General features: G+C 75.0%; 25 protein-coding genes and 1 tRNA gene. 16 read left to right on the plus strand and 10 right to left on the minus strand.

Annotation, left to right across the window (positions count from 1 at the left end):
- Positions 1 to 62 precede the first annotated feature (62 nt).
- Entirely contained in the window at positions 63 to 560 is a 498-nt protein-coding gene (locus tag ACFTZA_RS16545; protein WP_378197404.1) for a hypothetical protein, read from the minus strand.
- A 321-nt stretch (positions 561 to 881) separates the two neighbouring features.
- Between ACFTZA_RS16545 and ACFTZA_RS16550 the strand changes: the two genes are divergently transcribed.
- From ACFTZA_RS16550 to ispF, 3 genes are all read left to right on the plus strand, one after another.
- On the plus strand, positions 882 to 1,364 hold the full coding sequence (locus tag ACFTZA_RS16550; protein ID WP_024841917.1) for a CarD family transcriptional regulator: 483 nt from the start codon (positions 882 to 884) through the stop codon (positions 1,362 to 1,364).
- Between the two features lie 120 nt (positions 1,365 to 1,484).
- The gene (gene ispD, locus ACFTZA_RS16555) at positions 1,485 to 2,252 is read left to right on the plus strand and encodes a 2-C-methyl-D-erythritol 4-phosphate cytidylyltransferase (RefSeq protein ID WP_378197408.1); all 768 of its coding nucleotides are present in this window, start codon (positions 1,485 to 1,487) and stop codon (positions 2,250 to 2,252) included.
- Entirely contained in the window at positions 2,249 to 2,836 is a 588-nt protein-coding gene (gene ispF, locus ACFTZA_RS16560; protein WP_378197411.1) for a 2-C-methyl-D-erythritol 2,4-cyclodiphosphate synthase, read from the plus strand. The genes ispD and ispF overlap by 4 nt, the downstream gene beginning before the upstream one ends.
- Before the next feature lie 7 nt (positions 2,837 to 2,843).
- On the opposite strand, the gene ACFTZA_RS16565 is transcribed toward ispF, so the two are convergent.
- On the minus strand, positions 2,844 to 3,410 hold the full coding sequence (locus ACFTZA_RS16565) for a hypothetical protein (RefSeq protein WP_378197413.1): 567 nt from the start codon (positions 3,408 to 3,410) through the stop codon (positions 2,844 to 2,846).
- Between the two features lie 173 nt (positions 3,411 to 3,583).
- Between ACFTZA_RS16565 and ACFTZA_RS16570 the strand changes: the two genes are divergently transcribed.
- Positions 3,584 to 4,204: a TetR/AcrR family transcriptional regulator gene (locus ACFTZA_RS16570; protein ID WP_378197416.1), complete on the plus strand. Its 621-nt coding sequence runs from the start codon at positions 3,584 to 3,586 to the stop codon at positions 4,202 to 4,204.
- A 7-nt stretch (positions 4,205 to 4,211) separates the two neighbouring features.
- Here ACFTZA_RS16570 and ACFTZA_RS16575 read toward each other — a convergent pair whose 3' ends face one another.
- Complete coding sequence (locus tag ACFTZA_RS16575; RefSeq protein WP_378197474.1) at positions 4,212 to 5,624, minus strand: D-arabinono-1,4-lactone oxidase; 1,413 nt, start codon at positions 5,622 to 5,624, stop codon at positions 4,212 to 4,214.
- 84 nt (positions 5,625 to 5,708) lie between these two features.
- On the opposite strand from ACFTZA_RS16575, the gene ACFTZA_RS16580 reads away from it, so the two are divergent.
- The 3 genes from ACFTZA_RS16580 (at position 5,709) to rlmB (ending at position 9,564) form a co-directional block, all read left to right on the plus strand.
- Complete coding sequence (locus ACFTZA_RS16580; protein ID WP_378197419.1) at positions 5,709 to 7,001, plus strand: alanine racemase; 1,293 nt, start codon at positions 5,709 to 5,711, stop codon at positions 6,999 to 7,001.
- Positions 7,002 to 7,080: 79 nt separating this feature from the next.
- The gene (gene cysS / locus ACFTZA_RS16585) at positions 7,081 to 8,511 is read left to right on the plus strand and encodes a cysteine--tRNA ligase (RefSeq protein WP_378197422.1); all 1,431 of its coding nucleotides are present in this window, start codon (positions 7,081 to 7,083) and stop codon (positions 8,509 to 8,511) included.
- Between the two features lie 60 nt (positions 8,512 to 8,571).
- Positions 8,572 to 9,564 carry a 23S rRNA (guanosine(2251)-2'-O)-methyltransferase RlmB gene (gene rlmB / locus ACFTZA_RS16590; RefSeq protein WP_378197426.1) on the plus strand — a complete coding sequence of 331 codons (993 nt, stop codon included), beginning with the start codon at positions 8,572 to 8,574 and terminating at the stop codon, positions 9,562 to 9,564.
- 44 nt (positions 9,565 to 9,608) lie between these two features.
- Here rlmB and ACFTZA_RS16595 read toward each other — a convergent pair whose 3' ends face one another.
- The 4 genes from ACFTZA_RS16595 to ACFTZA_RS16610 all read right to left on the minus strand — a co-directional run bounded on the left by ACFTZA_RS16595 (position 9,609) and on the right by ACFTZA_RS16610 (position 14,692).
- Positions 9,609 to 10,874, minus strand: coding sequence for a DUF4032 domain-containing protein (locus ACFTZA_RS16595; protein ID WP_378197429.1), 1,266 nt, complete (start codon positions 10,872 to 10,874; stop codon positions 9,609 to 9,611).
- A 157-nt stretch (positions 10,875 to 11,031) separates the two neighbouring features.
- Entirely contained in the window at positions 11,032 to 12,156 is a 1,125-nt protein-coding gene (locus ACFTZA_RS16600) for an ABC transporter ATP-binding protein (RefSeq protein ID WP_378197432.1), read from the minus strand.
- 194 nt (positions 12,157 to 12,350) lie between these two features.
- Positions 12,351 to 13,205 (minus strand): trehalose-phosphatase, encoded by an 855-nt coding sequence (gene otsB, locus ACFTZA_RS16605; protein ID WP_378197435.1) that lies wholly within the window; start codon positions 13,203 to 13,205, stop codon positions 12,351 to 12,353.
- The gene (locus ACFTZA_RS16610; RefSeq protein WP_378197438.1) at positions 13,202 to 14,692 is read right to left on the minus strand and encodes a trehalose-6-phosphate synthase; all 1,491 of its coding nucleotides are present in this window, start codon (positions 14,690 to 14,692) and stop codon (positions 13,202 to 13,204) included. The genes otsB and ACFTZA_RS16610 overlap by 4 nt, the downstream gene beginning before the upstream one ends.
- Positions 14,693 to 14,830: 138 nt before the next feature.
- Here ACFTZA_RS16610 and ACFTZA_RS16615 point away from each other — a divergent pair, with 138 nt between their 5' ends.
- The 4 genes from ACFTZA_RS16615 to ACFTZA_RS16630 all read left to right on the plus strand — a co-directional run bounded on the left by ACFTZA_RS16615 (position 14,831) and on the right by ACFTZA_RS16630 (position 18,296).
- On the plus strand, positions 14,831 to 16,528 hold the full coding sequence (locus ACFTZA_RS16615) for a protein kinase (protein WP_378197441.1): 1,698 nt from the start codon (positions 14,831 to 14,833) through the stop codon (positions 16,526 to 16,528).
- 98 nt (positions 16,529 to 16,626) lie between these two features.
- Complete coding sequence (locus tag ACFTZA_RS16620) at positions 16,627 to 17,211, plus strand: hypothetical protein (RefSeq protein WP_378197444.1); 585 nt, start codon at positions 16,627 to 16,629, stop codon at positions 17,209 to 17,211.
- 90 nt (positions 17,212 to 17,301) lie between these two features.
- Positions 17,302 to 18,159, plus strand: a complete 858-nt coding sequence (locus ACFTZA_RS16625) for a DsbA family protein (RefSeq protein WP_378197447.1) — start codon at positions 17,302 to 17,304, stop codon at positions 18,157 to 18,159.
- 64 nt (positions 18,160 to 18,223) lie between these two features.
- Positions 18,224 to 18,296, plus strand: a tRNA-Thr gene (locus ACFTZA_RS16630).
- Between the two features lie 86 nt (positions 18,297 to 18,382).
- Here the strand turns inward: ACFTZA_RS16630 and ACFTZA_RS16635 are convergent.
- The gene (locus tag ACFTZA_RS16635) at positions 18,383 to 19,243 is read right to left on the minus strand and encodes an SGNH/GDSL hydrolase family protein (RefSeq protein ID WP_378197450.1); all 861 of its coding nucleotides are present in this window, start codon (positions 19,241 to 19,243) and stop codon (positions 18,383 to 18,385) included.
- A 25-nt stretch (positions 19,244 to 19,268) separates the two neighbouring features.
- Entirely contained in the window at positions 19,269 to 19,979 is a 711-nt protein-coding gene (locus tag ACFTZA_RS16640; protein ID WP_378197453.1) for a uracil-DNA glycosylase, read from the minus strand.
- 140 nt (positions 19,980 to 20,119) lie between these two features.
- Here ACFTZA_RS16640 and ACFTZA_RS16645 point away from each other — a divergent pair, with 140 nt between their 5' ends.
- The 4 genes from ACFTZA_RS16645 to ACFTZA_RS16660 all read left to right on the plus strand — a co-directional run bounded on the left by ACFTZA_RS16645 (position 20,120) and on the right by ACFTZA_RS16660 (position 23,070).
- Positions 20,120 to 20,440, plus strand: a complete 321-nt coding sequence (locus tag ACFTZA_RS16645) for a DUF3263 domain-containing protein (protein WP_378197456.1) — start codon at positions 20,120 to 20,122, stop codon at positions 20,438 to 20,440.
- A gap of 81 nt (positions 20,441 to 20,521) precedes the next feature.
- Positions 20,522 to 21,166: a LytR C-terminal domain-containing protein gene (locus ACFTZA_RS16650; RefSeq protein ID WP_378197459.1), complete on the plus strand. Its 645-nt coding sequence runs from the start codon at positions 20,522 to 20,524 to the stop codon at positions 21,164 to 21,166.
- Positions 21,167 to 21,334: 168 nt separating this feature from the next.
- Positions 21,335 to 21,538, plus strand: coding sequence for a cold-shock protein (locus tag ACFTZA_RS16655; protein ID WP_378197462.1), 204 nt, complete (start codon positions 21,335 to 21,337; stop codon positions 21,536 to 21,538).
- A gap of 26 nt (positions 21,539 to 21,564) precedes the next feature.
- Positions 21,565 to 23,070 (plus strand): phytoene desaturase family protein, encoded by a 1,506-nt coding sequence (locus tag ACFTZA_RS16660; protein ID WP_378197465.1) that lies wholly within the window; start codon positions 21,565 to 21,567, stop codon positions 23,068 to 23,070.
- Here the strand turns inward: ACFTZA_RS16660 and ACFTZA_RS16665 are convergent.
- A complete protein-coding gene (locus tag ACFTZA_RS16665; protein WP_378197468.1) occupies positions 23,067 to 24,626 on the minus strand; it encodes a glycoside hydrolase family 15 in 1,560 nt (519 codons plus the stop codon). The two genes, ACFTZA_RS16660 and ACFTZA_RS16665, sit on opposite strands and share 4 nt — an antisense overlap.
- A gap of 299 nt (positions 24,627 to 24,925) precedes the next feature.
- On the opposite strand from ACFTZA_RS16665, the gene groL reads away from it, so the two are divergent.
- On the plus strand, positions 24,926 to 26,551 hold the full coding sequence (gene groL, locus ACFTZA_RS16670; RefSeq protein ID WP_378197471.1) for a chaperonin GroEL: 1,626 nt from the start codon (positions 24,926 to 24,928) through the stop codon (positions 26,549 to 26,551).
- Positions 26,552 to 26,741 lie beyond the last annotated feature (190 nt).

Consider the following 26,741-nt stretch of genomic DNA (forward strand, 5'->3'; position numbering starts at 1 on the left):
GCGCCGCCCCTCGCAGGGGGCGGCGCCGTCGTCGTGGGGCTGAGGGGGCAGGGCCCTCGAGGTCAGGGGAGCTGAGGACGGGGCACGTACGGCGCGTACTCCTCGAGCGTGCCGTCCATGACCGGGACCGGCACGTCCGCCTCCTCGCCGGTGCTCACGCCGACGACCATCGGCAGGGTGGCTCCGGGGGGTGCGTCGACGCTGCCGAGCTGGGCGTCGAAGCCGTCGTCCGCGCCGAGGTAGACGGCCCCGCCGGCGGGGACGGGCACCGTGAGAGCGGCCCCGCCCTCCGGGGCGATCGTGAACTCGACGTCCTCGGTGGAGTCGTTCGCGAAGGCGCCCAGGAGCGTGCCGGGCAAGCCCTCGCCCGCGCTCACCATGAGGAGGTTGTGGGCGCTCAGGTCTTCCGTGAGGTAGACGCGCTGCCCGTCCGACGGGGAGTAGGGGCGGTCCGTCTCGATCGGGGAGCACGCGGCGGTGAGGGCCACGCCCGCGACGACGACGGGGACCGCCCAGAACCGCGGGGTCCGGGCTGCTCGGGTGGTCGTGGTGCGGGTCACGTGCTCTCCAGGGGCGCGAGGGGGCGGTGCTGTCCGCCCCCAGCCTAGTGCGTCGGCGCGCGCGAGGAGGGCTCGCCGAGGCGCGCCCCGGCCTGCGTGAGCGGCGTCACGTCGCGCGACACAGGGTTCGGCCGGGAAGGGGCCGCGGCGGGGCTCGAGAGGCTGCCGGGACGGCGTCGGTCGGCGGACGTGGAACCGGGTCGAACACGTGAGCTGACCTGCACGGACGTGCTCGCGGGGGGTGGTCCGGGGCAGGGGCGGGCTCGGATTTCCACAGATGCGCGTGGTAAGGTGGGCCTCCGCGAAAGGGGACATCTGAAGATGACGTTCACAGTAGGCGAGACCGTTGTCTACCCGCACCACGGCGCCGCTCTGATCGAGGAGATCAAGACGCGCACGATCCGCGGCGAGGACAAGATCTACCTCAAGCTCAAGGTCGCTCAGGGCGACCTGACCATCGAAGTCCCAGCCGAGAACGTCGACCTCGTCGGCGTGCGTGACGTCGTCGGCCAGGAAGGTCTCGACCGCGTCTTCGAGGTGCTCCGTGCACCCTACACCGAGGAGCCGACCAACTGGTCGCGCCGGTACAAGGCGAACCTGGAGAAGCTGGCGTCGGGCGACGTGATCAAGGTGGCGGAGGTCGTGCGCGACCTCTCGCGCCGCGACGCCGACCGCGGGCTCTCCGCCGGCGAGAAGCGGATGCTCTCCAAGGCGCGCCAGATCCTCGTCTCGGAGCTCGCGCTGGCCGAGCACACCGAGGAGGAGAAGGCCGAGGCGATCCTCGACGAGGTGCTCGCGTCCTGACGCTCCGGGCTCGCACCCGGACCGACCCACGGGAGGGCGACCGTCCGCACGGACGGTCGCCCTCCCGTCGTCGTGGACGGTGATGTCCCCGTCGCGGTCCGACCGGGCTACGGTGTGGCCGTGCCGACTCTCGCCGTCCTGACCGCCGCGGGCTCCGGGTCCCGCCTCGGGATGGACCTGCCCAAGGCGCTCGTCGAGCTCGAGGGCCTTCCGCTCGTGGTCCACGCCGCGCGTCGTCTGTGCGCCTCGGGCGTCGTGGACTCCCTCGTCGTGACGACGCCACCCGGTCTGACGGCGCACGTGGCGGCGATGCTGTGGTCGGACCCCGGGGTCGACCGTCCCGTGCGGGCCGTCGAAGGTGCCGGCACGCGGCAGGCGTCGGTCGCCGCCGGGCTGCGCGCCGGTCTGGCGGAGCGGGATCCCGCCGCCGCGGGGCAGCTCCCGCCGGCGGGCGGGGGTGCCGAGGTCGACGTCGTCCTCGTGCACGACGCCGCCCGCCCGCTCGCCTCGCCCGAGCTCGTCCGCCGCGTCGTCGACGCCGTGCGGGCCGGGCACGGCGCGGTCGTCCCCGGGCTGCCGGTGACCGACACGATCAAGCGCGTCGCGCCCGGCGCGGACGGGGTGGAGCGCGTCACGCAGACCGTGGACCGCGCCGCGCTGCGCGCCGTGCAGACCCCGCAGGGGTTCGACCGGGCCCTGCTCGAACGGGCGCACGCGGCCGCGGTGCACCGCGAGGGGGACGAGTCGCTGGCCGCGACGGACGACGCCGGGCTCGTGGAGGACCTCGGTGTCGACGTGCACGTCGTCCCGGGCGAGACCGCCGCGGCGAAGATCACCACGGTGCACGACCTGCGGGTCGCCGCGCTCACGCTGCAGGAGGCCCGATGACCGCCGCACCCCCGCCCGGTGCCCCCGCCCCCTCCGAGGGCCCGACCGGCACGTCCGGCCGGGCCGGCACATCCGGCGCGTCCGGCGCGCCCGCGCTGCCGCGGACCGGCGTCGGGGTCGACGTGCACGCGTTTTCGGACGAGGCGGCGGGTCGTCCGCTGTGGCTGGGCGGGCTGCACTGGCCGGGCGAGCGAGGACTGGCGGGCCACTCGGACGCCGACGTCGCCGCCCACGCCGCTGCGGACGCCCTCTTCTCGGCCTCCGGGCTGGGGGACCTCGGGTCGAACTTCGGCACGAGCGCGCCGGAGTGGGCGGGCGCGAGCGGCACGAGCCTGCTCGCCGAGGCCGCGCGGCGGGTCCGTGACGCCGGGTTCGAGATCGGCAACGTCGCGGTCCAGGTGATCGGGAACCGGCCCCGGGTCGGGTCGCGCCGGGCCGAGGCGGAGGCGGTGCTCAGCGGCGCGGCCGGCGCACCCGTGACGCTCACCGCGACGACGACCGACGGGCTGGGCCTCACGGGACGGGGCGAGGGCGTGGCCGCGGTCGCGACGGCGCTCGTGGTGGCGGTACGTGCGCCGGCGTGAGCGGGGATCAGCCGGCGGGCGCGACCCGCACGCTCGCGAGGGCCTCTCGCGCCTGCGCGGCCCCCTCGACGTCGTCCGGCGCGTAGGACGCGGTGAGGTGCACGACCCACGGGCCGTCGGCCGCGGCCGACCCGACGAGCAGGATCTCCTGCGCGACCGAGACGCCGGACGCCTCGAACCTGCCGGAGACCCGGTACGCGGGGGCCTCCCCGAGCGTCGTGACGCCCTGCGCGTCCGTGTCGTGCGCCCAGCCGGCGAGGTCCTCGACGTAGGCCTCGGTGTCCGCGCCGGCCTCCTCGAGCGTCTCCGGGGTGGCCTCGGCGGTGACGACGACGTTCGGCCGCACGGCGGGAGCGCCCTGGGCCTCGGGCGAGCGGACGACGAACGCGCCGTCCTGCGTCGACCGCTCCCACCCCGCCGGTGCGGTGATCGAGACGGGCGCGCCGGGCACGTCGTACGTGACGGGGCCGGTCGGCGCGGGGCTCTCGTCGGGCGACCCGCAGGCGGTCGTGGCGACGAGGACGGTCACCGTCGTCAGGGCGGCCAGGAGGCGTCGGGCGGCGGGGCGGTGCACGGGGCTCCGTTCGGTGGGTCGGCGGGGCGGCCGGGGCCGCGGGGAGCGCCGGCGGACCCCAGTGTGCGCGCGACACGCCCAGAGTGCCAGGAGGCGGCGCGAACACTAGGATCGTGGCCAGTGCATAGATGTGCTGAACCCATTCGAAGCACGACATATGGAACGATTTGCACATGAACCGAATGTCCGTCGAGGAACGCCGGGCCCAGCTCGTGGACGCCGCGATGACCATCGCCGTCCGCGAAGGGGTGGAAGCCGTCACGATCCGGGGCGTCGCTGCCGAGGCGGGCGTCTCGCTCGGTGTCGTGCACTACTGCTTCGAGGACAAGGACGAGCTGCTCCAGGCGATGGGGAACAGTCTCGCTCTCGTCGCCTCCGAGCCCGTCCGCGCGTCGCTCGAGGCGAGCACCGACATCGAGGTCCTCGCGCACGCCGCGGCGGACGCGCTCTGGGAAGGGCTCACGCCTCGGCGGCACATGCGCCTGCTGACATTCGAGTTCGCGACGGCGGGCGTGCGCAGCCGGGCGCTGCGCTCGGTCGCCCACGCGCACCTCGAGCAGACGTGGAACATGACGGAGGGCGTGCTCCAGGAGGTCGCCCGCCGCGCCGGGGTGACGTACAAGCTCGAGACGCGGTTCCTCGCCCGCCTCGTCGCCGGGTACATCGACGGCATCGAGATCGCGTGGCTCGTCGAGCAGGACGACGACGCGGCCGTCGCGAGCTTCCACGCCCTGGCGGACTACGTGCTCACCCAGGTGGTGCCGCCCGCGGAGGCGGGCGGGAAGGCCTCCTGAACGTCTCTCAGCGGACGGCGCCCAGCACCCGGTCGGTGTAGGCGTTCGCGAACACGCCGTCAGGGTCGACGGCGTCGCGCACCGCGATGAAGTCGTCGAACCGCGGGTAGAGCTCGCGCAGGCGCGCGGCGTCGAGGCCGTGGAGCTTGCCCCAGTGCGGGCGGCCGCCGACCTCGGCGACGACGCCCTCCACCGCGTCGAAGTACCGCTCGTGGGGCAGCCGCGCGTACTGGTGGACCGCGACGTACGCGGTGGCGCGCGCGTGCGCCGTCGACAGCCACACGTCGTCCGCCGCCGCGAACCGCACCTCCACGGGGAACGGCACGCGCTCGCCCGAGCGCTCGAGCCACCGGTCGATCGCCGTCAGCACGTCGACGAGGTGCTCGCGCGGCACCGCGTACTCCATCTCGCGGAACCGCACGCGGCGCGACGTGACGAACACCTGGTACGACGGCGCGACGTAGGTGCGCGGGGCCAGCGCGCGCGCGGACACGGCGTTGAGCCGAGGGGTGAGGCGCGGCACGGCGGTCGCGACCCGGTTGACGAGCTCGAACGCGCCGTTCGAGAGCAGCTCCTCGTCGAGCCAGGTGCGGGCGCGCGCGACGGCGCCCGGCCCCGACGTCCGCAGCCGCTCGAGCTCCGCCGCCTCCTCGTCGGGCGCGAGGCGGTTGTTCCGCTTGGTCAGCGTGCGCCGCGTGTGCGGGAACCAGTAGAACTCCACATGGTCGTTGCCGCCGACGAGCCCGTCCGGGTCGTCGTCCGGCGCCGCGAGCCCGTTGAGCACGCGCTCGAGCGGCCACGGCTCCTCCTGCGCGCGCAGGAGGAACGCGGGCACGACCTCGAGCGTGACGGCCGAGAGCACGCCCGTGACGCCGAGCCCCAGCCGGCTCGCCTCGAACAGCCCGGTGTCCTCGCTCGCGGTGGCCTCCCGGACCTGCCCGTCGGGACCGACGACGCGCACGCCCCGCACGCGCGTCGCCAGCCCGCCGAGCCGCGCGCCGGTCCCGTGCGTCCCCGTCGAGATCGCTCCGGCGACCGACTGGCGGTCGATGTCGCCGAGGTTGGGCATGGCCAGGCCGGCCGCGGCGAGGACCTCGTTGAGCCGGTGGAGCCGCATCCCCGCGCCGACCGTCACGAGGGTCGTGCCTCCCTCCCGCTCGACGCGCTCCACCGCGCCCAGACGGTCGAGGTCGAGCAGCAGGCCGTCGGTCACGGCGGCGGGCGTGAACGAGTGCCCCGCGCCGACGGCCCGCACGTGGAGCCCGTCCGCCGCGGCGCGCGCCACGTGCGCGGCGAGCTCGGCCTCGTCGCGGGGGGCGGCGCGACGGCGCGGGGTCGCCCGGGCGGTACGTGCCCAGTTCGTCCAGGGGCGGACGTCGTCGTCCGCGGTGCGGGGCCCGTCGGCGGGCGCCGCCGGCATCGGTGCAGGCGTCACAGCACGAAGGCTCTCACGACACGGCGAGCAGGCACCGCTGTCATCCCCGGGTGGCGCTAGGTTTCTCGCATGGGCGACCCGACGACGAGCGCCCGCGTGCCGGGGGGCCGCGCGGCAGGGACCGATGGCCACGACGAGCACGGTGCGCACGACGCGCCGGAGGCGCCGCGCACGCTGCTCGCGCGACTACGACGCGCGACCGCCGGCCTGGACGGGCCGCTGGCCGTCGTCGACCTCGACCGGTTCGACGCCAACGCGGCCGAGCTGCTCGACCGCGCCGGCGGCACGCCCGTCCGGCTCGCGTCGAAGTCGGTCCGCGTCCGCGCGCTCGTCGAGCGGGCCGCGGAGCAGGGCCTCAGCGGGGTGATGGCCTACTCGCTGCGCGAGGCGCTGTGGCTCGTGCGGCACGGTGCGCGCGACGTGCTCGTGGGCTACCCGAGCGCCGACCGCGGCGCGCTCGCCCGGCTGGCGCGTGACGCGACGGCGCGGCGGGAAGTGACGCTGATGGTCGACGAGCCCGCGCACCTCGCCCTCGTGCGGCGGGCGCTGGACGCGTCCGGCGGCGGGGGCGACGCACCGCCGGTGCAGCTGTGCCTCGACGTCGACGCCTCCCTGCGCCTCGGCGTCGGGCCGCTCGCCCTGCACCTCGGCACCCGGCGCTCGCCCGTGCGCACGCCCGACGACGCCGCGGCGCTCGCCGCGCAGGTGGCGGCCGAGCCGGCGACGACGCTGCGCGGCGTGATGTTCTACGAGGCCCAGGTCGCGGGGCTCCCGGACACCGGACCGGTGGTGCGCCTCGTCAAGCGGGCGTCCGTCGCCGACCTCGCGACGCGCCGCCGCGCGGTCGTCGCCGCGGTGGGCGGCGTCCTCGGCCGCGAGCCAGAGCTCGTCAACTCCGGAGGCACCGGATCCCTCGAGTCGTCGTCGGCCGACCCCGTGGTCACCGAGGTGACGGCCGGGTCGGGCCTGTACGTGCCGGGCCTGTTCGACGGCTACCGCGCGTTCCGGCCCCGGCCCGCGGCGTTCTTCGGCCTCGACGTGGTCCGCGTCCCGGCCGACGGGTGGGTGACGGCGTTCGGCGGCGGTTACATCGCCTCCGGCGCCGCGTCGCGTACGCGGCTGCCCCGGGTCGCGACGCCCGGATGGTCGCTGTCGCGCCGCGAGGGCGCGGGCGAGGTGCAGACGCCGCTGCGCCGCACCGGCCGTCACGGCGGCGCGCTCGACGTGGGTGACCGCGTCTGGTTCCGGCACGCCAAGGCGGGCGAGCTCATGGAGCGCTTCGACGTCGTGCACCTCGTGCGCGGCGAGGAGGTCGTGGACGTCGTGCCCACCTACCGCGGCGAGGGGCGCTCCTTCGGCTGAGGGACCGCCCGCGCGCACCGGACGGCTGCGGAGCCGTCGCGTTCCGCCCCGGACGACCGTCCCCGGTAACCTTGCGCACGTGACCCTTCGCCTGTTCGACACCGCCACGCGGGACGTGCGCGACTTCGTGCCCCGGACACCCGGCGAGGTCGGCATCTACCTGTGCGGCGCGACGGTCCAGGCGGCGCCCCACGTGGGCCACATGCGCTCGGCCGTCGCGTTCGACGTGCTCGTGCGCTGGCTCCGGCGCACCGGGTCCCGGGTGACCCTCATCCGCAACGTCACCGACATCGACGACAAGATCCTCGCCAAGTCCGCCGCGGCGGGCGAGCCGTGGTGGGCGTGGGCGGCGACGTACGAGCGGGCGTTCACGGCCGCCTACGACGCGCTGGGCGTCCTGCCGCCGACGTACGAGCCGCGCGCCACCGGGCACGTGCCCGACATGGTGGAGCTCGTCCAGCGCCTCGTGGAGCGCGGCCACGCGTACGTCACCGCGCCCGGCGACGTCTGGTTCGACGTGCGGTCCTGGCCCGAGTACGGCGCGCTCACCAACCAGCGCCTCGAGGACCTCAACCCGGTCCCGGACGACGTGCCGTCGGGCGCGGACGAGGCGGCCGCCAAGCGCGACCCGCGCGACTTCGCGCTGTGGAAGGCGCCCAAGGCCGACGAGCCGGCGACCGCGTCGTGGGACACCCCGTTCGGCCGCGGACGTCCCGGCTGGCACCTCGAGTGCTCGGCCATGGCGCGCCGCTACCTCGGGGACACGTTCGACATCCACGGCGGCGGCCTGGACCTGCGCTTCCCGCACCACGAGAACGAGCTCGCCCAGTCGCGCGCGGCCGGGGACGCGTTCGCGCAGCACTGGCTGCACAGCGCGTGGGTCACGCAGGGCGGCGCGAAGATGAGCAAGTCGCTCGGGAACGGGCTGCTCGTGAGCGAGGTCCTCGCGACGACGCGCCCGGTCGTCGTCCGGTACGCGCTCGTGGCCGTGCAGTACCGCTCGATGCTCGAGTGGACGCCCGCGACCGTCAGCGAGGCCGAGGCGACGTGGGAGCGCCTCGCCGGGTTCGTGCAGCGCGCGACCGAGCGCGTGGGGGACGTCGGCGACGTGGGTGACGTCGAGCTGCCGGCCGCGTTCACCGCCGCGATGGACGACGACCTCAACGTGCCCGCGGCCCTCGCCGTCGTGCACGAGCACCTGCGCGCCGGCAACGCGGCCCTCGCCGACCGGACGGCGGCGGCGGACGCCGTCGCGCGGCACCACCTCGTGGCCCTGCGCGCCATGCTCGACGTGCTGGGCCTCGACCCGGCGGACCCTCGGTGGGGGGAGTCGGGCGACTCGCGCTACGCCGCCGCCCTGGACGCCGTGGTGGGCGCGGAGATCGCGGCCCGTGCCGAGGCGCGCGCCGCACGGGACTTCGCCACGGCGGACGCGATCCGGGACCGGCTCGGCGCCGCGGGGATCGTCGTCGAGGACTCCGCCGACGGCGCGCGGTGGAGCCTCGCCTGACCACCGGCCCCACGGCGCGCGACCACGACCTGAACGACCGACGACACGACGGGTAGACCCATGGCAGGCAACTCACAACGACGCGGCGCGATGCGCAAGCCCGGCAGCAAGAAGGGCGCGACCGTCGGCTCCGGCGGGCAGCGGCGCAAGGGGCTCGAGGGCCGCGGCCCCACGCCCAAGGCGGAGGACCGCGTCTACCACGCGGCGCACAAGCGCAAGGTCGCTGCCGAGAAGAAGGCCGCGGGCCAGCGTCCCGGCGCGACGCGCGGCGGACGCGGGGGCTCCGGGCCGAAGGGCCGCGGGGCCGCGGAAGAGGTCGTGGCCGGGCGGAACTCGGTGCTCGAGGCGCTGCGCGCCGGCATCCCGGTCGAGGCCGTGTACCTCTTCTCCCGGCTCGACGCCGACGACCGCACGCGCGAGATCCTCGACATCGTCTCGGGGCGCGGCTACGAGCTGCTCGAGGTCGGCAAGCCCGAGCTCGACCGGCTGACCGACGGCGCCGTGCACCAGGGCGTCGCGCTGCGCGTGCCGCCCTACGACTACGCCGACGTCGACGACCTGCTCGACGCCGCGGCCGCGTTGGGCCGGCCCCCGCTCGTCGTCGCGCTCGACGGCGTGACCGACCCGCGCAACCTCGGGGCGGTGCTGCGCTCCGCGGGCGCGTTCGGCGCGCACGGCGTGCTCGTGCCGGAACGCCGGGCCGCGGGCGTCACGGCGTCGGCGTGGAAGGTGTCCGCGGGCGCCGCGGCGCGCGTGCCCGTCGCCCGGGCGACGAACCTCGTGCGCGCGCTCGGCGAGCTGAAGAAGGCCGGGTGCTTCGTCGTCGGGCTCGACGCCGACGGGACCACCGCGATCGGCGACCTCACGCTCGCGACCGAGCCGCTCGTCGTCGTCGCCGGTTCCGAGGGCAAGGGGCTGTCGCGGCTCGTGCGCGAGGCGTGCGACGTCGTCGCCTCCATCCCGATCGGCTCCGACACCGAGTCGCTCAACGCCGCCGTCGCCACCGGCATCTCGCTCTACGAGGTCGCGCGACTGCGCTCCGTCGAGGCCTGAGCCGGCCGCCCCGGCAGCCCGTGTGGCCGCCGGGGCGCAGACGGTCAGCCGTAGTACTCGGGATCCTTCTCTCCCGGGGCGAGGCCCAGGACCGACTTCTCGTCCGGGCGGTGCTGCAGCACGGTCTCCACGTACGAGCGCGTCGCCTCCGCCATCGGCACGTCGTAGCCGGCCCGCTCGGAGACGAACCACCGGTGGTCCAGGATCTCGTGGAACAGCTGGGCCGGTTCCAGCTTGCGGCGCAGGTCGCGCGGCACGGCCTGGATCGTCGGCTCGAACACACCGCTCAGCCAGTCGTGCGCGACGAACTCCTCGTCGTCGTTCTGCCGGTCCGTGGCCGCGCGGTACGAGTCGAGGTCGTTGAGCAGGCGCCGTGCCTGGTTCTCCTGGACGTCGAGACCCGTGAGGCGCAGGAGCCGGCGTGAGTGGTGCCCCGCGTCGACGACCTTCGGCTGGATCTGCACCGTCATGCCATCGATGTCCGTCGTGATCGCGAGCTCGTCGACGTCGAAGCCGAGGTCGTTGAGGCGCTCGATGCGCGCGGCCACCCGCCACCGCTCCGTCGCGCCGAACGACTCGGCCGTCGTCAGCGCGTTCCACAGCTCGTTGTAGCGCTCGACCAGCGAGTCGCCGATCGCGACCTCGTCCACGTCCTCGTCGAGCAGCTCTCCCGCCGAGAGGTCCATCAGCTCGCCGATGATGTTGGTGCGCGCGAGGTCGAGGTCGTACGAGCGCTGACCGGAGGAGAGCTCGCGGTGCAGGTCGCCCGTCTCCGCGTCCACCAGGTAGGCGGCGAACGTCTCCGCGTCGCGCCGGAACAGCGTGTTCGACAGCGAGACGTCGCCCCAGTAGAAGCCCGCCAGGTGCAGGCGCACGAGCAGTGCTGCGAGGGCGTCGATGAGCCGTGTCGCCGTGTCGGGGCGCAGCGACTGGCTGAACAGCGCGCGGTACGGGAGCGAGAACTGCAGGTGCTCGGTGATGAGCACCGCCTCGAGCGGCTCTCCGCTGGGCGCCTTGCGACCCGTGATGACGCCGACGGGCACCACGGACGGCACCTCCAGCCGCCGCAGCTGGCGCAGGAGCTCGTACTCGCGGTACGCGACGGACTCGCCGATCTCCTTGATGGCGATGACGCGACCCGAGAGACGGACGAACCGCACGATGTGGCGGGAGATGCCGCGGGGCAGCGCGGCCAGCGTCTCGGCGGGCCACTCCTCGAGAGGGACGTCCCACGGGAGGTCGAGCAGGGCCGAGTCGGGGGCAGACGCGGTGATCTGCAGGGTGTGCACCGTCACCCCACCATTGTCCATGCTCGGCGGTGCCCGCGTGCCGTGCGCCTCGTGGCGCGCCTCGTCCGGGCGCGACGCGGAGGCCGGCTCGCGGGCCGACGCGGGAGACGACCGGTGGGACGACGACGGGGCGGGCCCGACCCGGAGGTCGGACCCGCCCCGTCGGCGGTGCGGTGCGTCAGGAGAGGCGCTGGCCCGTCGCGTAGGAGAAGACGTGCGACTGGCCCGGGCGGATCGTGACGTAGATGCGCTCGCCCTTCGCGGGGACGTTGCGCGGGTCGACGCGGACGATGACCTGGTTCTCGCCGGCGCCCGAGGTGACGTGCGCCTCGAGGGCGCGCGGGCCCACGAGCGTGCCGTACACGAACGCGTCGGAGCCGAGCTCCTCGACGAGGTTCACCTCGACCGGGAACGACGACTCCGTGGCCTGCGTGACGACGTCGAGCGCCTCGGGGCGGAAGCCGAGCGTGACGTGGTTCTTGTCGGCCTCGGACAGCTGGCCCGCGACGTCGCGCTCGAGCGGGACGCGCGCGTCGCCGATCTTGGCGTAGCCGCCCTCGACCTCGAACTGCGCGAGGTTCATGGCCGGCGAGCCGATGAAGCCGGCGACGAACACGTTCGCGGGCGTGTCGTACATCTCGCGCGGCGTGCCGACCTGCTGGAGCAGGCCGTCCTTGAGGACCGCGATGCGGTCGCCCATGGTGAGGGCCTCGGTCTGGTCGTGCGTGACGTAGACCGTGGTGACGCCGAGGCGGCGCTGGAGCGACGCGATCTGCGTACGGGTCTGCACGCGGAGCTTGGCGTCGAGGTTCGACAGCGGCTCGTCCATGAGGAACACCTGCGGCTGGCGCACGATCGCGCGGCCCATGGCGACGCGCTGGCGCTGACCGCCGGAGAGCGCCTTCGGCTTGCGGTCGAGGTACTCCGTGAGGTCGAGGATCTTCGCGGCCTCCTCGACGCGCTGGCGGATCTCCGCCTTCGGCGTGCCGGCGATCTTCAGCGCGAAGCCCATGTTGTCCGCGACGGACATGTGCGGGTACAGCGCGTAGTTCTGGAAGACCATCGCGATGTCGCGGTCCTTCGGCTGGACGTCCGTGACGTCGCGGTCGCCGATGTAGATGTTGCCCGCGTTGACGTCCTCGAGGCCCGCGAGCATGCGCAGGGACGTGGACTTGCCGCAGCCCGAGGGGCCGACGAGGACGAGGAACTCGCCGTCCTCGATGTGCAGGTTGAGCTGGTCGACCGCGGGGCGCTCGGTCCCGGGGTAGATCCGGCTCGCGTGGTCGTAGGTGACCGTAGCCATGACTGGTACATCCCTCCACCGGCAGGTACGTGCCGGACGATCCGTTGTGCAGTGACGTGCCACGTCGACGTAGCTGTTCGCGAGGGCGGACGAGCGTGTCATCGACGACACAGAAGAAGCCGGGCCCCGAGGGACCCGACGTCATCGTGCAGCCGATACTACCCCCGGTGGGTGAGTGCTGGGTCACACCCCGGTCACGATCGGTCGACGGTCTCCTCGACGGCGGCGGCGAGGGCCGCGAGAGCGGCCGCGAGCCCGTCGGCGTCCGCGACGCGGTGCGTCGCGCGCGTCCCGCCGGCGCCGACCTTGATCCCGAGGTCGCCGTCGGCGAGGACCGCGAACGCCGTCTCGTCCGTCGTGTCGTCGCCCGCGTACAGCACGCGCGCGCGGCCGCCGGTGCCGACGTCCTGCCCGACGACGTCGCGCAGCCGGTCCACCGCCTCGCCCTTCGACGTCTCGACCACGGCGACCTCGACGACGTCCTTGCCGTGCATGGCGTGCAGCCCGAGGTGCTCGGCGACGGCGTCGGCGGCGGCCACGGCGGCCGCGGTGTCGTCCGCCGTGGCGAGCCGAGTGTGCAGGACGGCGGCGCTCGGCTTGTCCTGCACCCACGCGCCCTCGCGGCCCGCGACGGCGGCGGCGAACCCCGCGCGCAGCTCGTCGAGCTTGCGCTCCTGGTCCGCCGTCAGCTCGAGCGGCACCGCGTCGACCCCGTGCGGGCCGACGTGGCCCGTCTCGGCGCCGTGGCTGCCCACGAGGTACGTCCCGGGCGGGGGCTCGCTGCACCGCGCGAGGTCGCTGAGGTTTCGGCCGGAGACGAGCGCGAGCCGCGTCGTCGTGCCCTCGACGGCCGCGGCGAGCCGGTCGACCGCGGCGCGGGCCGACGGCGCCATGCGCGCGGCCGTGGGGTCGTCCACGAGCGGAGCGAGGGTGCCGTCGAAGTCCAGCGCGACCAGGCTCGCGCCGGGCGCCGTCGCGAAGCCGCGCACCGCGGCGGCGAGCTCGTCGGGCCGCTCTTCGGGGGCGTTCGGGGACCCCGTCGCGCTCACGCCCCGCCCCCCGCGGCGCCGGCGACGGCCGCGGCCGGGTCGGCGGTCCGGCCGTGCGGTCGCGGGACGCGCGACGGCATGGCCGTGAGCACCCCGAGGAACGACTGCGACCACTTCGCGACGTCGTCGTTGAGCACGCGCCGGCGCAGCTTGCGCATGCGCTTGCGCTGCTCGCGGTGATCCATGTGCGAGGCCGCCACGATGATGTCCTTCATCCCGTCGATGTCGTGCGGGTTGACCAGCAGCGCGCCCGAGGCGAGCTCGTCGGCCGCGCCGGTGAACTCCGAGAGGACGAGCACGCCGCGGTCGTCCGAGCGGGCCGCGACGTACTCCTTCGCGACGAGGTTCATGCCGTCGCGCAGCGACGTGACGAGCATGACGTCGGCCGCGAGGTACAGCGCCGCCATCTCCTCGGCCGGGTACGAGTGGTGCAGGTAGTGGATGGCCGCGTGCCCGATCTCGGCGTACTCGCCGTTGATGCGCCCGACGAGGCCCTCGACGTGCTCGCGCAGCTCCTGGTAGGCGTCCACGTTCTCGCGGCTCGGGCTCGCCACCTGGACGAGGGTCGCGTGCTCGACGTCGAGGCGCCCGTCCTGGAGGATCTCGCCGTAGGCCTTGATGCGGTGCCGGATGCCCTTGGTGTAGTCGAGCCGGTCGACGCCGAGCATCATGACGTCCGGGTCGCCGAGGTCGGCGCGGATCTCCTCGGCGCGGCGCTGCACCTCGGGCGTGCGGGCGAGCTCGTCGAAGTGCCGCGAGTCGATCGAGATGGGGAACGCGGCCGCCCGCACGTGGCGGTCGTGGCCGTCGGGGCCCGGGACGGTGATCATCGGGCCGCGCGTGGTGTAGGCGCGCAGCCGGCGCACCGCGCGGATGAAGTTGGCCGCGTCGCCCGCGCGCTGGAAGCCGACCAGGTCGGCACCCAGCAGGCCGTCGAGCACCTGCCGGCGCCACGGGAGCTGCTGGAACAGCTCCAGGGGCGGGAACGGGATGTGGTTGAAGAACCCGATCCGCACGTCCGGGCGCTGCTCGCGGATCATCTGCGGCACGAGCTGGAGCTGGTAGTCGTGCACCCACACGACCGCGCCCTCCGCCGCCTGCGCGACGGCCGCGTCGGCGAAGCGCTGGTTGACCCGGCGGTACACGTCCCACCAGGTGCGGTGGTACGTCGGCGGGGAGATGACGTCGTGGTAGAGCGGCCACAGGGTGTCGTTGGAGAAGCCCTCGTAGTACCGCTCGATCTCGTCCTTGCTCAGCGTCACCGGGACGAGACGCATGTCGTCGGCGTCGAAGGGGTCGCTCGCGAGGTCGGGCGCACCGGACCAGCCGACCCAGGCCCCGTCGGACGCCTGCATCACCGGCGCGAGCGCCGTGACGAGGCCGCCGGGCGACCGGTTCCACCGGACGTCACCCCCGGGCTCGACCGTGAAGTCCACCGGCAGCCTGTTGGCGACGACGACGAGATCGAACCCTTCTTTGCCTGACAATCGACTTCTCCTTGAGCTTCGATGGATCACGCCTGGGTGGTCCCAGGGTAGTCGGCTCGTCGGTCGTCGGAGGCGGCGCCCGCAGTGGGGCCACCGTCCCGGGCCGCCGTGCCGCGCGTCTGCGGATACCTTGTCACCATGGAGGAGTCCACGCAGCGCGTCGCGTCGCCCGACGGTCGCGGACCGGCTCCCGGCAGCGAGGTCGGGGGCTACCTCATCGGAGCGCGCCTCGGCGCCGGGGCGATGGGCACCGTGCACAGCGCGCACGACGGCGGCGGGAACCTCGTCGCCATCAAGCTGCTCCACGCGCACGTCGACCGGGACGCCGCGGCCCAGGGCCGCGAGCGGCTGCGCCGCGAGGCCCTCGCCCTGCAGCGCCTGCGCCACCCCGCGGTCGCCCAGATCCTCGACGTCGAGCTGGACGGCCCCGACGCGTTCATCGTCACCGAGCTGGTCGACGGCCCCACGCTCGAGGACGAGATCGCCGACGGCGGCCCGCTCGACCCGTGGGATCTGTACGAGCTCGCGGACCAGCTCGCCGCCGCCCTCGAGGCGGTCCACGGGGCAGGTGTGGTGCACCGCGACCTCAAGCCGAGCAACGTGCTCATCGCCTCGCGCGGCCCCGTCCTCATCGACTTCGGCATCGCCCAGGCGCTCGAGGACGCGCGCGTGACCTCGACCGGGCTCGTCATGGGCACCCCCGGGTACCTCGCGCCCGAGCTGCTCGAGGGCGCGAGCCCCAGCGCCGACACCGACTGGTGGGGCTGGGCCGCGCTGCTCGCCTACGCCGCGACCGGGCGCGCACCGTTCGGCGTCCGCCCGACCGACGTCGTGCTCGCGCGCGCCCGCAGCGGGCACCCCGACCTCGCCGGGCTCGGACCGGTCACGGCGGCGGCGCTCGCGGGCGCGCTCCAGGCCGACCCGGCGGAGCGCCTCGGCCCGACCGAGGTCGTCGCCGCGCTGCGGCACGCCGCGGACGCCGGCGACGCCGCGACGCAGGTCGTGGGCCTGCCCACGGGGGCGACGCAGGTCGTGGGCCCCGCTGCGGCCGCCGCGGCGTGGGAGGCAGGGCACGGCGCTCCCGTCCAGGTCGTCCCGCCGCCGCTGCCGGTGTCGCAGACGCAGGTCAACGACGGCCGCACCGTCGCGGTGCCCGCCGGCTCCCCGGACCTGCTCGACGACCTCGGCGCCCCGGTGCCGCCGCCGCCGGAGGAGCCGCTGTACGAGCGGCCCGTGCCCGCGCGCCGGCGCGCAGCGCTCGCGCTGCTCGCCGTCCCGCTCGTGCTGCTCGCCGCCGTCGCGCCCGGCGTCGCGTTCGCGGTGCTCGCGGCGTTCGTCGTCGTGGCGCGCGTCGTCGGGGTGACGACCGAGTCCCTGCACACCCGGCGCGAACGGCGCGGGGTCCAGCGCAGCGACACCGCGCGCTCGGCGGCCGCCTCGCCCTGGTACCTCGTCCGGGCGCTCCTCGGCGCGCTGCCCTCGCTGACCGTCGCGGCGTGCGCCGGCGTGCTCGTGGTCGTCGCGGGCTGGTGGCTGCTCGAGGGCGATCGCCTGGTCGTCGTGAGCGGGCCCGACGGCGGCAACGCCCCGGTCGTCACGACCGTCCTGCTGTGCCTGGCGATGCTCGCGGCCGTCGTCCTCGCGTGGGTCGGCCCGCTGACCTACCTGACGCGCTACGGCACGCGGACGGCGCTCGCCCGCGTCGCGCCCGGCCGGACCGGGACCCTCGTGCTCGTGGGAGTCGGTCTCGTGCTCACGGTCGTGGGCGTGGTGCTGCTGGTCACAGGTCAGGGCGTCGAGTGGTGGCCCTTCCCGGGCCCGCCGGACCTCGGCTGAGCCTCGGGACGGGCCGGTCCGCGGTCCTGTGCACGTCCGGACTCGTCGTCCCGGACGCTGTCAGCCCGGTCCCAGGCGGCGTGTGTACGCTGAGCGGCGTGCTCCGGACGACGGTCGAGCGCGGGCTGACCCGCGGCGTGAACCGCGCGTCCGTCGTGCCTGCGGCCGCCCGCCTGGCCGGGCCGGTGCTCCTCGTCCTCGCGCTCGCCGCCGCCTTCGGGACGCACCTCGCAGCGCGGGGGATCGCCGTCGTGCACCAGTGCGCCGACCTCCCGGGCATGTGGGGCGTCGCCGGCATGCGGCTCGCGCTCGTCCACGCCGCGCCCGACTGCCCGTCCGGCACCGCGCTCGGCGGCGAGCCCGCCGCGATGGTCACGGTGCTCGGCGCGCTCGCGCTGCCCGTGCTCGTCGCGCACGCCGCCGCGGCCGTCGTCGCGTGGGGGATGTCGGCACGTGCGCGTCGCGCCCACGCCCGTGCGCGCGACCTGTCCGCCGGCGCCGCCCGCGTGCTGCGCGCCGTCGTCGCCCGGGTCCTGGGCGGTCTCCGCGGCCACGACGGCCCGGTCGCGCGCCCGCTCGCGTCGCGCCTCCCGCGGCCCGACGTCCTGCCCGACCCGCTCCGCCACCTCGCCGACGCGGTGGTGCGCACGCGGCGCGGTCCGCCGGTCGTCGTCCCGGCCTGACGTCTCGCCGCCGCGCGAGCCCGACGGCACGCCGCCCCCGCACCCTGTCGCCCCGGACGGCGACGTCGTACCCGGACCCGAAGGACCACCATGACCAGCAACGCACCCCAGACCAAGGCCCAGCGCCGCGAGGCCGCCCGCGCCGAGGCGCTCGCGATGCGCGAGGCGCAGGCCAAGCGCGACAAGCGCAACCGCTTCATCACGATCGGCGCGCTCGTGGGCGGCCTGCTCGTGCTCGTCGGCGTCTTCCTCGCCATCTGGATCCCGGCGATGAACGACCGCAACGAGACGCTCGACGCCGTCGCCGAGGGCGACCTCAGCCAGGTCGAGAGCCCGGCGAACTCCACCGACGACGGCGGCATCCCCATGGGCGCCGAGGGCGTCGCGGGGACCGACAACGGTGCCGAGGCCGTCGAGATCGGCGTGTACCTCGACTACATGTGCCCGATCTGCGGGACGTTCGAGGAGACGAACGGCGAGACGCTCGACGCGCTGCGGGAGTCCGGCGACGCGACCGTCGTCCTGCACCCGGTCTCGATCCTCGACCGCACGTCGCAGGGCTCCCAGTTCTCGACCCGTGCCGCCGCCGCCGCGGCGTTCGTCGCGGACCAGGCGCCGGAGGCGATGAACGAGTTCAACACGCTCATGTTCGAGAACCAGCCGGCCGAGGGCACCGAGGGCCTCACCGACGAGCAGATCGCGGACCTCGCCGAGCAGGCCGGCGCACCCGCCGACGTCGCCGCGCAGATCGCGGACGGCACCGCCGCGGAGACGTACGCCGACTGGGTGGCGACGGCGACGAGCCTCGTCACGCAGGACGAGGCGCTCAGCAACCCGCAGTCCGGCGGGTTCGGCACGCCGACCATCACGATCGACGGCGAGCGCTGGGACGGCAACTGGCAGGACCCGACCGCCCTGTCGTCGGCCGTGGAGGCCGCGCAGGGCTGACGCGACCCGGGTACGGGGCGCCGGGCGAGCGGGTAGTCTGCTCTCTCGTCCGGCACCCCGGCACGCCGCCTTAGCTCAGTCGGTAGAGCGCTCGCCTTGTAAGCGAACGGTCGTCGGTTCGATTCCGACAGGCGGCTCGGCACGGCGCCCCCGGTTCGTACGGACCGGGGGCGCCGTCGTGCGTCGAGGACGACGTCCGCGGGGCGCTGCCCCGCCGGGGGGCTCAGTCCCGCGCGAGCGGCACGGGCAGGAGCTCGGGCGCCTTCGGCACCCGCCCGTCGCCGGACGACGTGCCTCGCAGGCGGCGCTGCGCCCACGGCAGCAGGTGGGTGCGGACCCACTGCGCGTTCTGCCGCGCCCGGTCGAGCACCGGGGAGGGCGGCAGGGGGGAGAGCGGGTCCTCCCACGCCTCGTCGTCGGGGTCCTGCCCGAGGCCCACGAGCGCGCCCTGCGCGACGCGCCGGTGGCCGTCGGGCGTGAGGTGGATGCGGTCCTCGGACCACATGCGCCAGTCCTGCAGGGCCCGCATGCCCCACAGGTCGAGGACGTAGGCGCCGTGGCGGCGGGCGATCGCCCACACGTGGGCGTTGAAGACGCCGACCCGCGGGCGGGTGAGGCTCACGACGGGGGAGCGCGAGGAGTCGAAGCCCGTCGCCATGAGCACGTCGATCCCGGCGGAGCGCAGGCGCACCACCGCGTGCTCGAGGTCGCGCGCGAGGCGGTCGACGTCGGCGTTCGGGCGCAGGATGTCGTTCCCGCCCCCGACGACGCTCACGAGGTCCGGGCGCAGCTCGAGCGCGGCCGGCACCTGCTCGGCGAGGATGGAGCGCAGCTTGCGCCCGCGGATCGCGAGGTTGGCGTAGCGCAGCGGCTCCGCCCCGGCGGCGACGCGACGGACGGCGAGGTGCTGGGCGAGGAGGTCCGCCCACCCCCGCTGGTGGTCCTCTGTGCCGGGGTACGGGTCCCACAGCCCCTCGCTGAAGGAGTCGCCGACCGCCACGTAGCTGGTCCACCGGGGCGGGCTCTCGGGCGCGGTCGAGGCGTTGCCGGCGTGCGGGGAGGTCGTCGGGTTCTGCGTCGTCACGGGGCCATTGTGCTCCTCGGCGCCGTCAGCGGGCAGGCGCCGCCGGGAGCCACCAGTCGACCGGGGCAGCGCCCTGCTCCTCGAGCAGCGCGTTGACGCGCGAGAACGGGCGCGACCCGAAGAAGCCCCGGCGCGCGCTGAGCGGGCTCGGGTGGGCGCTCGCGACGACGGGCGTGTCCCCGAGCATCGGCCGCAGCGTCGCCGCGTCGCGGCCCCACAGGATCGCGACGAGCGGGGCGTCGCGCGCGACGAGCGCGCGGATGGCCGCCTCCGTGACGGTCTCCCAGCCCTGCCCGCGGTGCGAGCCGGGCTCGCCCGGCCGAACGGTGAGGACCCTGTTGAGCAGCATGACGCCCTGGTCGCTCCACGCCGAGAGGTCGCCGTTCGCGGGAGTGGGGGCGCCGACGTCGTCGGCGAGCTCGGTGAAGACGTTCTGCAGAGATCGCGGCACGGGCCGCACGTGGGGCTGGACGGAGAAGGACAGGCCCATCGGGTGGCCGGGCGTCGGGTACGGGTCCTGCCCGACGACGAGCACCCGTACCTGGGCGAGCGGCCGCGAGAACGCGTTGAGGATCGCGTCGGGTGCGGGGAGGTACTCACGGCCGGCGGCGACCTCGGCGCGCAGGAAGTCGCCCATCGCGTGGATCTGGGGCGCCACGGGCTCCAGCGCGTGCGCCCAGTCCGGGGCCATGACGCTCGCGAGCGGGGGACGGGTCGTTCCGGCGGCGCTCTCCACGGTCCACGAGCCTAGCCCGCACCGGTGGGGCGAATCACAGCGCTGTGGTTCGCTGCGTATATCCTGGGCGCCGGACGGGCGGGTGCGTCGCGAAGACGGCGACGGCAGGCCCGGTGACGAGATCGTGCAGGAGGCGACCGATGGGCGAGGCGGCATACGTGCTCGACGGCCCCGACGCGGCCGAGGGGCCGGACCACGGCGGCGGCGCGGCGTCGGGTCTCAGCGAGCGGGACCGCGAGATCCTCGCGTTCGAGCGGCAGTGGTGGAAGTACGCCGGCGCGAAGGAGCAGGCGGTCCGCGAGCTGTTCGACATGTCGGCGACGCGGTACTACCAGGTGCTCAACGCCCTCATCGACTCCCCGGCGGCCCTCGCCCACGACCCGATGCTGGTCAAGCGGCTGCGGCGCATGCGCTCCAGCCGACAGCGGGCCCGCACGGCGCGTCGACTCGGCGGGATCTGACCCCTCGGCACCGCCCCGGCGGGTGAAAGTCCGGCGAACAGGGCGTTTAGCCATCGGCGTCCACCGGGCTACCCTGTCGCCGTGACGAAGAGCCGCTACCCCTACGCGCCCGACGAGTTCGACGCTCCCGCGCCGCAGGGCGCCCCGGTCGGCGTGCACCGCACGCCGCGCAGCGGGTGGAGCAAGACGTGGCCGTTCCTCCTGGTCGCCGTGGTCTTCGCGGGCCTCGCCTACGGAGGCGTCACGCTGCTGTCCGGCGGGTCCGAGGAGGCGCCGCCGCAGGCGCAGTCCAGCGAGCCGTCGGGCGAGGAGTCGCAGCCGACGACGGAGGAGACGACCGAGCCGCCGGCCGAGACGGAAGCGCCCCCCGCCGAGGAGGAGGCCCCCGTCGAGGAGACGCCCGCGGCGCCGGACGTCGACGCGCTCCTCGAGGTGGCGGACCCGAGCGCCTTCGTCCGCGTGCTCAACGACGGTGGTCCGAACGGGGCGGCCGGCAGCGGGAAGGAAGCCCTCGACGCCCGAGGGTTCACGAACGTCACGGCCGAGGACTTCCCGGGAGACTCGGGCGCCTCGGGCAACGTCATCTGGTACACGGAGAACCGCAGCGACACGGCGGCCGCCGTCGCCGCGATCCTCGGCATCCCCGCGGAGCAGGTCAGCCAGGAGACGCTGCGGTCGGGCGACGTCATGGTCGTCATCACGACGGAGCTCACGCCCGCGGGCTGACCTCCGCGGCGGGGCCCGCTCGTCGGCCCTGACCAGGACGTTCGTCCAGCTGGGCGGGAGCGCCGTCCGGTGCCGTCGCGACCTTCCCCGCGCGCGCCGACGCCGCTAGGCTCGGCGTACCGCAGGGCCGAGGGAGCCCCGTGGGCGACGACGCACGAGGAGACCTCGATGGCTCAGGGCACCGTGAAGTGGTTCAACTCGGAGAAGGGGTACGGGTTCATCACCCCCGTCAGCGGCGGGCAGGACCTGTTCGTCCACTTCAGCGCCATCCAGACCGACGGCTACCGGACGCTGGAGGAGGGGCAGGAGGTCGAGTTCGAGCTCGGGCAGGGCGCCAAGGGCCCGCAGGCCGAGCAGGTGCGGCCTCTCTGACCGCCGTGCAGCGCGGGCGCTGACGCGTGGCGGACAACCTCGACGCGGTCGTCGTGGGGTCGGGACCCAACGGTCTCGCCGCCGCGGTCACGCTCGCGCGCGCCGGGCTCGCCGTCCGCGTGCTGGAGGGTCAGCCGACCGTCGGCGGGGGCTCGCGCACGCTCGACCTGGGCCTCGCCGACGGGATCGTCCAGGACGTGTGCTCGGCGGTGCACCCGCTCGCGTGGGCGTCCCCGTTCTTCGAGGCCTTCGACCTCGGGGCGCGCGGGGTGGAGCTGCTCGCCCCGGACGTCTCGTACGCGCACCCGCTCGACGGCGGGCGCGCCGGGATCGCCTACCAGGACCTCGACCGCACGGCCGAGCGGCTCGGGGACGCCGACGGCGCCGCGTGGCGCGCGCTGCTCGGCCCGCTCGCGCACGGGTGGCGGGACACCGTCGCGCTCGCGCTCGGGGACAAGCGCTCGGTTCCCGCGCGGGTCCTGCGCCCGGCCGGCGCGGCGACCGCGGCCCGGTTCGGGGCGGCGGTCCTCGAGCAGGGCACCGCCGCGTGGGGTCGCCGGTTCGCCACGGAGGAGGCCGCCGCGCTCCTCACCGGCGTCGCGGCGCACGCGATCACCTCGCTGCCCTCGCTCGGCGGGGCCGGGACGGCGCTGCTGCTCGCGGCGCTCGGCCACGGGCCCGGTGGGTGGCCGATCCCGCGCGGCGGGTCGGGCGAGATCGTCCGTGCACTCGTCGACGACCTGCGCGCCCACGGCGGCGACGTCGTGACCGGGCACCGCGTGGCGTCCCGCGCCGACCTGCCGCCGGCGCGCGCCTACGTGTTCGACACGACGCCGCGCGTCGTCGCGGACGTCTTCGCGGACCGGCTCGCCCCGCGCGCGGAGGCCGGTCTGCGCCGGTTCCGCCACGGCGACGCCGCCGCGAAGGTCGATCTCGTGCTCTCCGGTCCCGTGCCCTGGGCCGTGCCGGAGGTGGGCCGTGCGTCGACCGTGCACGTCGGCGGCTCGCGCGCCGAGATGGCGCAGGCGGAGGCCGACGTCGCGTCCGGCCGGCACGCGGGGCGCCCGGTCGTCCTCGTCAGCGACCCGACCGTGGCCGACCCGGGGCGCGCGTCCGGCGGCCTGCGGCCCCTGTGGACGTACGCGCACGTGCCCGCGGGCTCCGACCGTGACGTCACGGAAGACGTCGTGGCGCAGATCGAGCGGTTCGCGCCGGGCTTCCGCGACGTCGTCGTGGTGTCGCGCTGCATCCCCGCCGCCGAGATGAGCCGGCACGACGAGAGCTACGTCGGCGGTGACATCGCCGGTGGCGCCGTGACGATGTGGCAGATGGTGGCGCGCCCCGCGCTCCGCGCCGACCCGTACGCCGTGGGGCTCGAGGGGGTCTACCTGTGCTCGGCGTCCACGCCCCCGGGCCCCGGCGTGCACGGGCTGGGCGGGTGGTACGCGGCGCAGCGGGTGCTGCGCCGGGAGTTCGACGTCCGCCACGACCCGGACCTCGGCACGCTCTCCGGGCCGCGGAAGAGGGACTAGGCCGCCGGGGCGGTGTCGAGCTCGACGATGGCGAGGACCACCAGGGCCGAGCTCCACGACAGCGGTGCGACGGCGGCGGGAGACCCGTCCGCCAGCACCTTCTCGGGGATCGCGCCCGAGGCGGTGCGGTGCTCGTCGACCCAGCGCAGCCACTCGCGCGCGTCGGCGCGGTCCTCGGGGTCGTCCGACGCCGCGCCGGCGAGCGCGTAGAGCGCGGTCTGCGGCGTCCAGGAGATCCCGTCCTCGCGCCACCCGGCGCCGGGAGCGAGGCCGCCCGCGGGCCGGAGCATGTCGGTGACCGACGCGTGCCAGGCGGCGCGTGCGCCGTCGAGCGCCTCCGGCTGGAACGGTGGCAGCACGAACGCGGTGGACGCGTCGCGGTGCCCTCCGGTGACGTGCCGTGGGTACCCCTGCGGGGCGAAGGCCTCCTCGACCGCGCTGCGCAGGCGGTCCGCGGCGCGTGCCGTGGCGCCGGCGCGCGCCCAGGTGCCGGCGAACGAGACGTCCCCGGCGCCGTCGAGGGCGCGGGCCGGCGTCCCGGGAGCGGCGCGACCGGCGGGCGTTCCCGCGACCGCGGCCGCCGCGACGACGGTCGCTTCCTCGTGCGGGGCGCTCGCCCCGGCGAGCCGGTAGAAGTCGGCGGCGGCCTCGAGCCCGGCGAGCAGCGGGCCCGCCGTGCCGAGCGTGAGGGACGTCGGCTCGACCTCCCAGTAGTCGCTCGAGGGCGGCGGCAGTGGGTCGGGGCCCGTGACGAGCGAGAGGGCGTGGTCCGCGGACGCGTCGACGAGCGGGCGCAGCTCGGCGGCGACGGCGGCCCGCTGGTCCGTCGGGGCCGCGGCGAGGACCTCGTCCGCCGCCCACAGCACCCACCCCACGCCGTCGGACTGGAGGCCGCGGTCGTCGGGGACGCCGGACCCGTCCGGCAGGTAGCGCGCGTGGAAGGACCCGTCGTCCTCCTGGACCTGCGCGAGGAAGCCGAGCACGTCGAGCGCGTCGTCGACGTGGCCCGTGCGCGCGAGCGCCGCGGCGGCGAAGGACGCGTCGCGCGGCCACACGTAGCGCCACTTCGGGGACGGCGCCGCGAGCGACGCCCCGTTGTCGAGCACCAGGGAGCGCAGGTCGAGCAGCGCTGCCTCCCCGAGCGCCGCGAACCGGCCGTCCGCGCCGGGGACGACGCCCGAGGCGAGCCACGCGCGCGACGACGCGGCGGCGTCGTGCGCGGCGCCGGGGTCGAGCAGGAGCGCCGCGTCGATCGGGGCGCCGCCGACCTGCGCGAGCCGGTCCGCCTCGCCGTCCGCCGGGTCGACGCCCTCCGCGAGCCCCGCCGGGTCGAGGCTCCCGGGGTCGAGGACCCGGCTGCCGGCGAGGTAGGTCGCGGTCGCACCGGGCGGCAGGCGCAGGAGCGCGTGCCCGGTGACGGCGACGCCGTCCTGGTAGAGGTCGATGTGCTCGCCGCTCGGGGGCGTGGCGGCCGTCGCTCCCGCCAGGCCGAGGGTGGGGACGAGCACGAAGCCGCACACGGCCCGGAGGCGCCACGTCGTTGTTGCGCGGATCACACCGCGCATCCTAGGGGAGGTCGGGACGTGCTCCGGCGTGCGGTTCCGCTCAGGGCGATCAGGGCCTGGGGGCGATGCCTTGCACTCGCCGGGCGCGAGTGCCAATAATGGCGTTAGCACTCTCCGTGCGAGAGTGACAGAAGTGACCAGCGCAGGTGGCCGTCCAGCACGGCCGCGGCGCACAACACCAGGTCGACAGGTGAGGCTCGCCCGGTGGCGTGACATGAACGCCGCCCGGTGGGTCGTCCGTCGCGGGCGCCGGCCGACCGCCACACGCCACCAGCGGAGGATCATTCCCCATGGCCAAGATCATCGCCTTCGACGAGGAGGCTCGTCGGAGCATGGAGCGCGGGCTCAACCAGCTCGCGGACACCGTGAAGGTCACGCTCGGCCCCAAGGGTCGCAACGTCGTGCTCGACAAGAAGTGGGGCGCGCCGACCATCACGAACGACGGCGTCTCCATCGCCAAGGAGATCGAGCTCGAGGACCCGTACGAGAAGATCGGCGCGGAGCTCGTCAAGGAGGTCGCCAAGAAGACGGACGACGTCGCGGGTGACGGCACCACCACCGCCACCGTGCTCGCCCAGGCGCTCGTGCGCGAGGGCCTGCGCGTCGTCGCCGCCGGCGCCAACCCGATCGCCGTCAAGCGCGGCATCGAGAAGGCCGTCGACGCGGTGACCGAGCAGCTGCTCAACGCTGCGGTCGACGTCGAGACCAAGGAGCAGATCGCCGCCACCGCCGCGATCTCCGCCGGTGACGCCGCGATCGGCGAGCTCATCGCCGAGGCCCTCGACAAGGTCGGCAAGGAGGGCGTGATCACGGTCGAGGAGTCCAACACCTTCGGCCTGGAGCTCGAGCTCACCGAGGGCATGCGCTTCGACAAGGGCTTCCTCGCGCGCTACTTCGAGACGGACCCCGAGCGCCAGGAGGCCGTGCTCGAGGACCCGTACGTCCTCATCGTCGAGTCGAAGATCTCGAACGTGAAGGACCTGCTCCCCGTCCTCGACCAGGTCATGAAGCAGGGGCGCTCGCTCCTCATCATCGCCGAGGACGTCGAGGGCGAGGCGCTCGCGACGCTGGTGCTCAACAAGATCCGTGGCACCTTCAAGTCCGTCGCCGTCAAGGCCCCGGGCTTCGGCGACCGCCGCAAGGCCATGCTCCAGGACATCGCGATCCTCACCGGCGGCCAGGTCATCACCGAGACGGTGGGCCTCAAGCTCGAGAACGCGACGCTGGACCTGCTCGGCCAGGCGCGCAAGGTCGTCGTCACGAAGGACGAGACCACGATCGTCGAGGGTGCCGGCGACGCCGACCTCATCGCGGGTCGCGTGAACCAGATCCGTGGCGAGATCGACAAGTCGGACTCCGACTACGACCGCGAGAAGCTCCAGGAGCGCCTCGCGAAGCTCGCCGGCGGCGTGGCCGTCATCAAGGCCGGTGCCGCGACCGAGGTGGAGCTCAAGGAGCGCAAGCACCGCATCGAGGACGCCGTGCGCAACGCGAAGGCCGCCGTCGAGGAGGGCATCGTCGCCGGTGGTGGCGTCGCGCTCATCCAGGCCGGTGCCGCCGCGTTCGAGAAGCTCGAGCTCGAGGGCGACGAGGCGACCGGTGCGCAGATCGTCAACGCGGCGATCTCGTCCCCGCTCAAGCAGATCGCGATCAACGCCGGCCTCGAGGGCGGCGTCGTGGCGGAGAAGGTCAAGAACCTCCCCGCCGGCCAGGGCCTGAACGCCGCGACCGGTGAGTACGAGGACCTCCTCGCCGCCGGCGTGAACGACCCGGTCAAGGTCACGCGCTCCGCGCTGCAGAACGCCGCCTCCATCGCGGCGCTCTTCCTCACCACCGAGGCCGTCGTGGCCGACAAGCCGGAGAAGGCTCCGGCGATGCCGGCGGGCGACGGTGGCATGGGCGGCATGGACTTCTGACGCGGAGCCGGGTGGGGCCAGGGCGAGGTACGAGGTCTCGGTCCCACCCGGTGCAGCGGCAGGAGGACCGTGGTGATGGACTTCTGACGGGTCCGCCGCTGACGGGCCCTCGGGCCTGACGCGCAGCACGAAGGCCGCCGCGCGGGGGTGGGCCCCGGCGGCGGCCGTCGGCGGGGCCGGCCGGCGTCCG

It is taken from the genome of Cellulosimicrobium sp. NPDC057127, from assembly GCF_042670945.1.
Lineage (GTDB): Bacteria > Actinomycetota > Actinomycetes > Actinomycetales > Cellulomonadaceae > Cellulosimicrobium.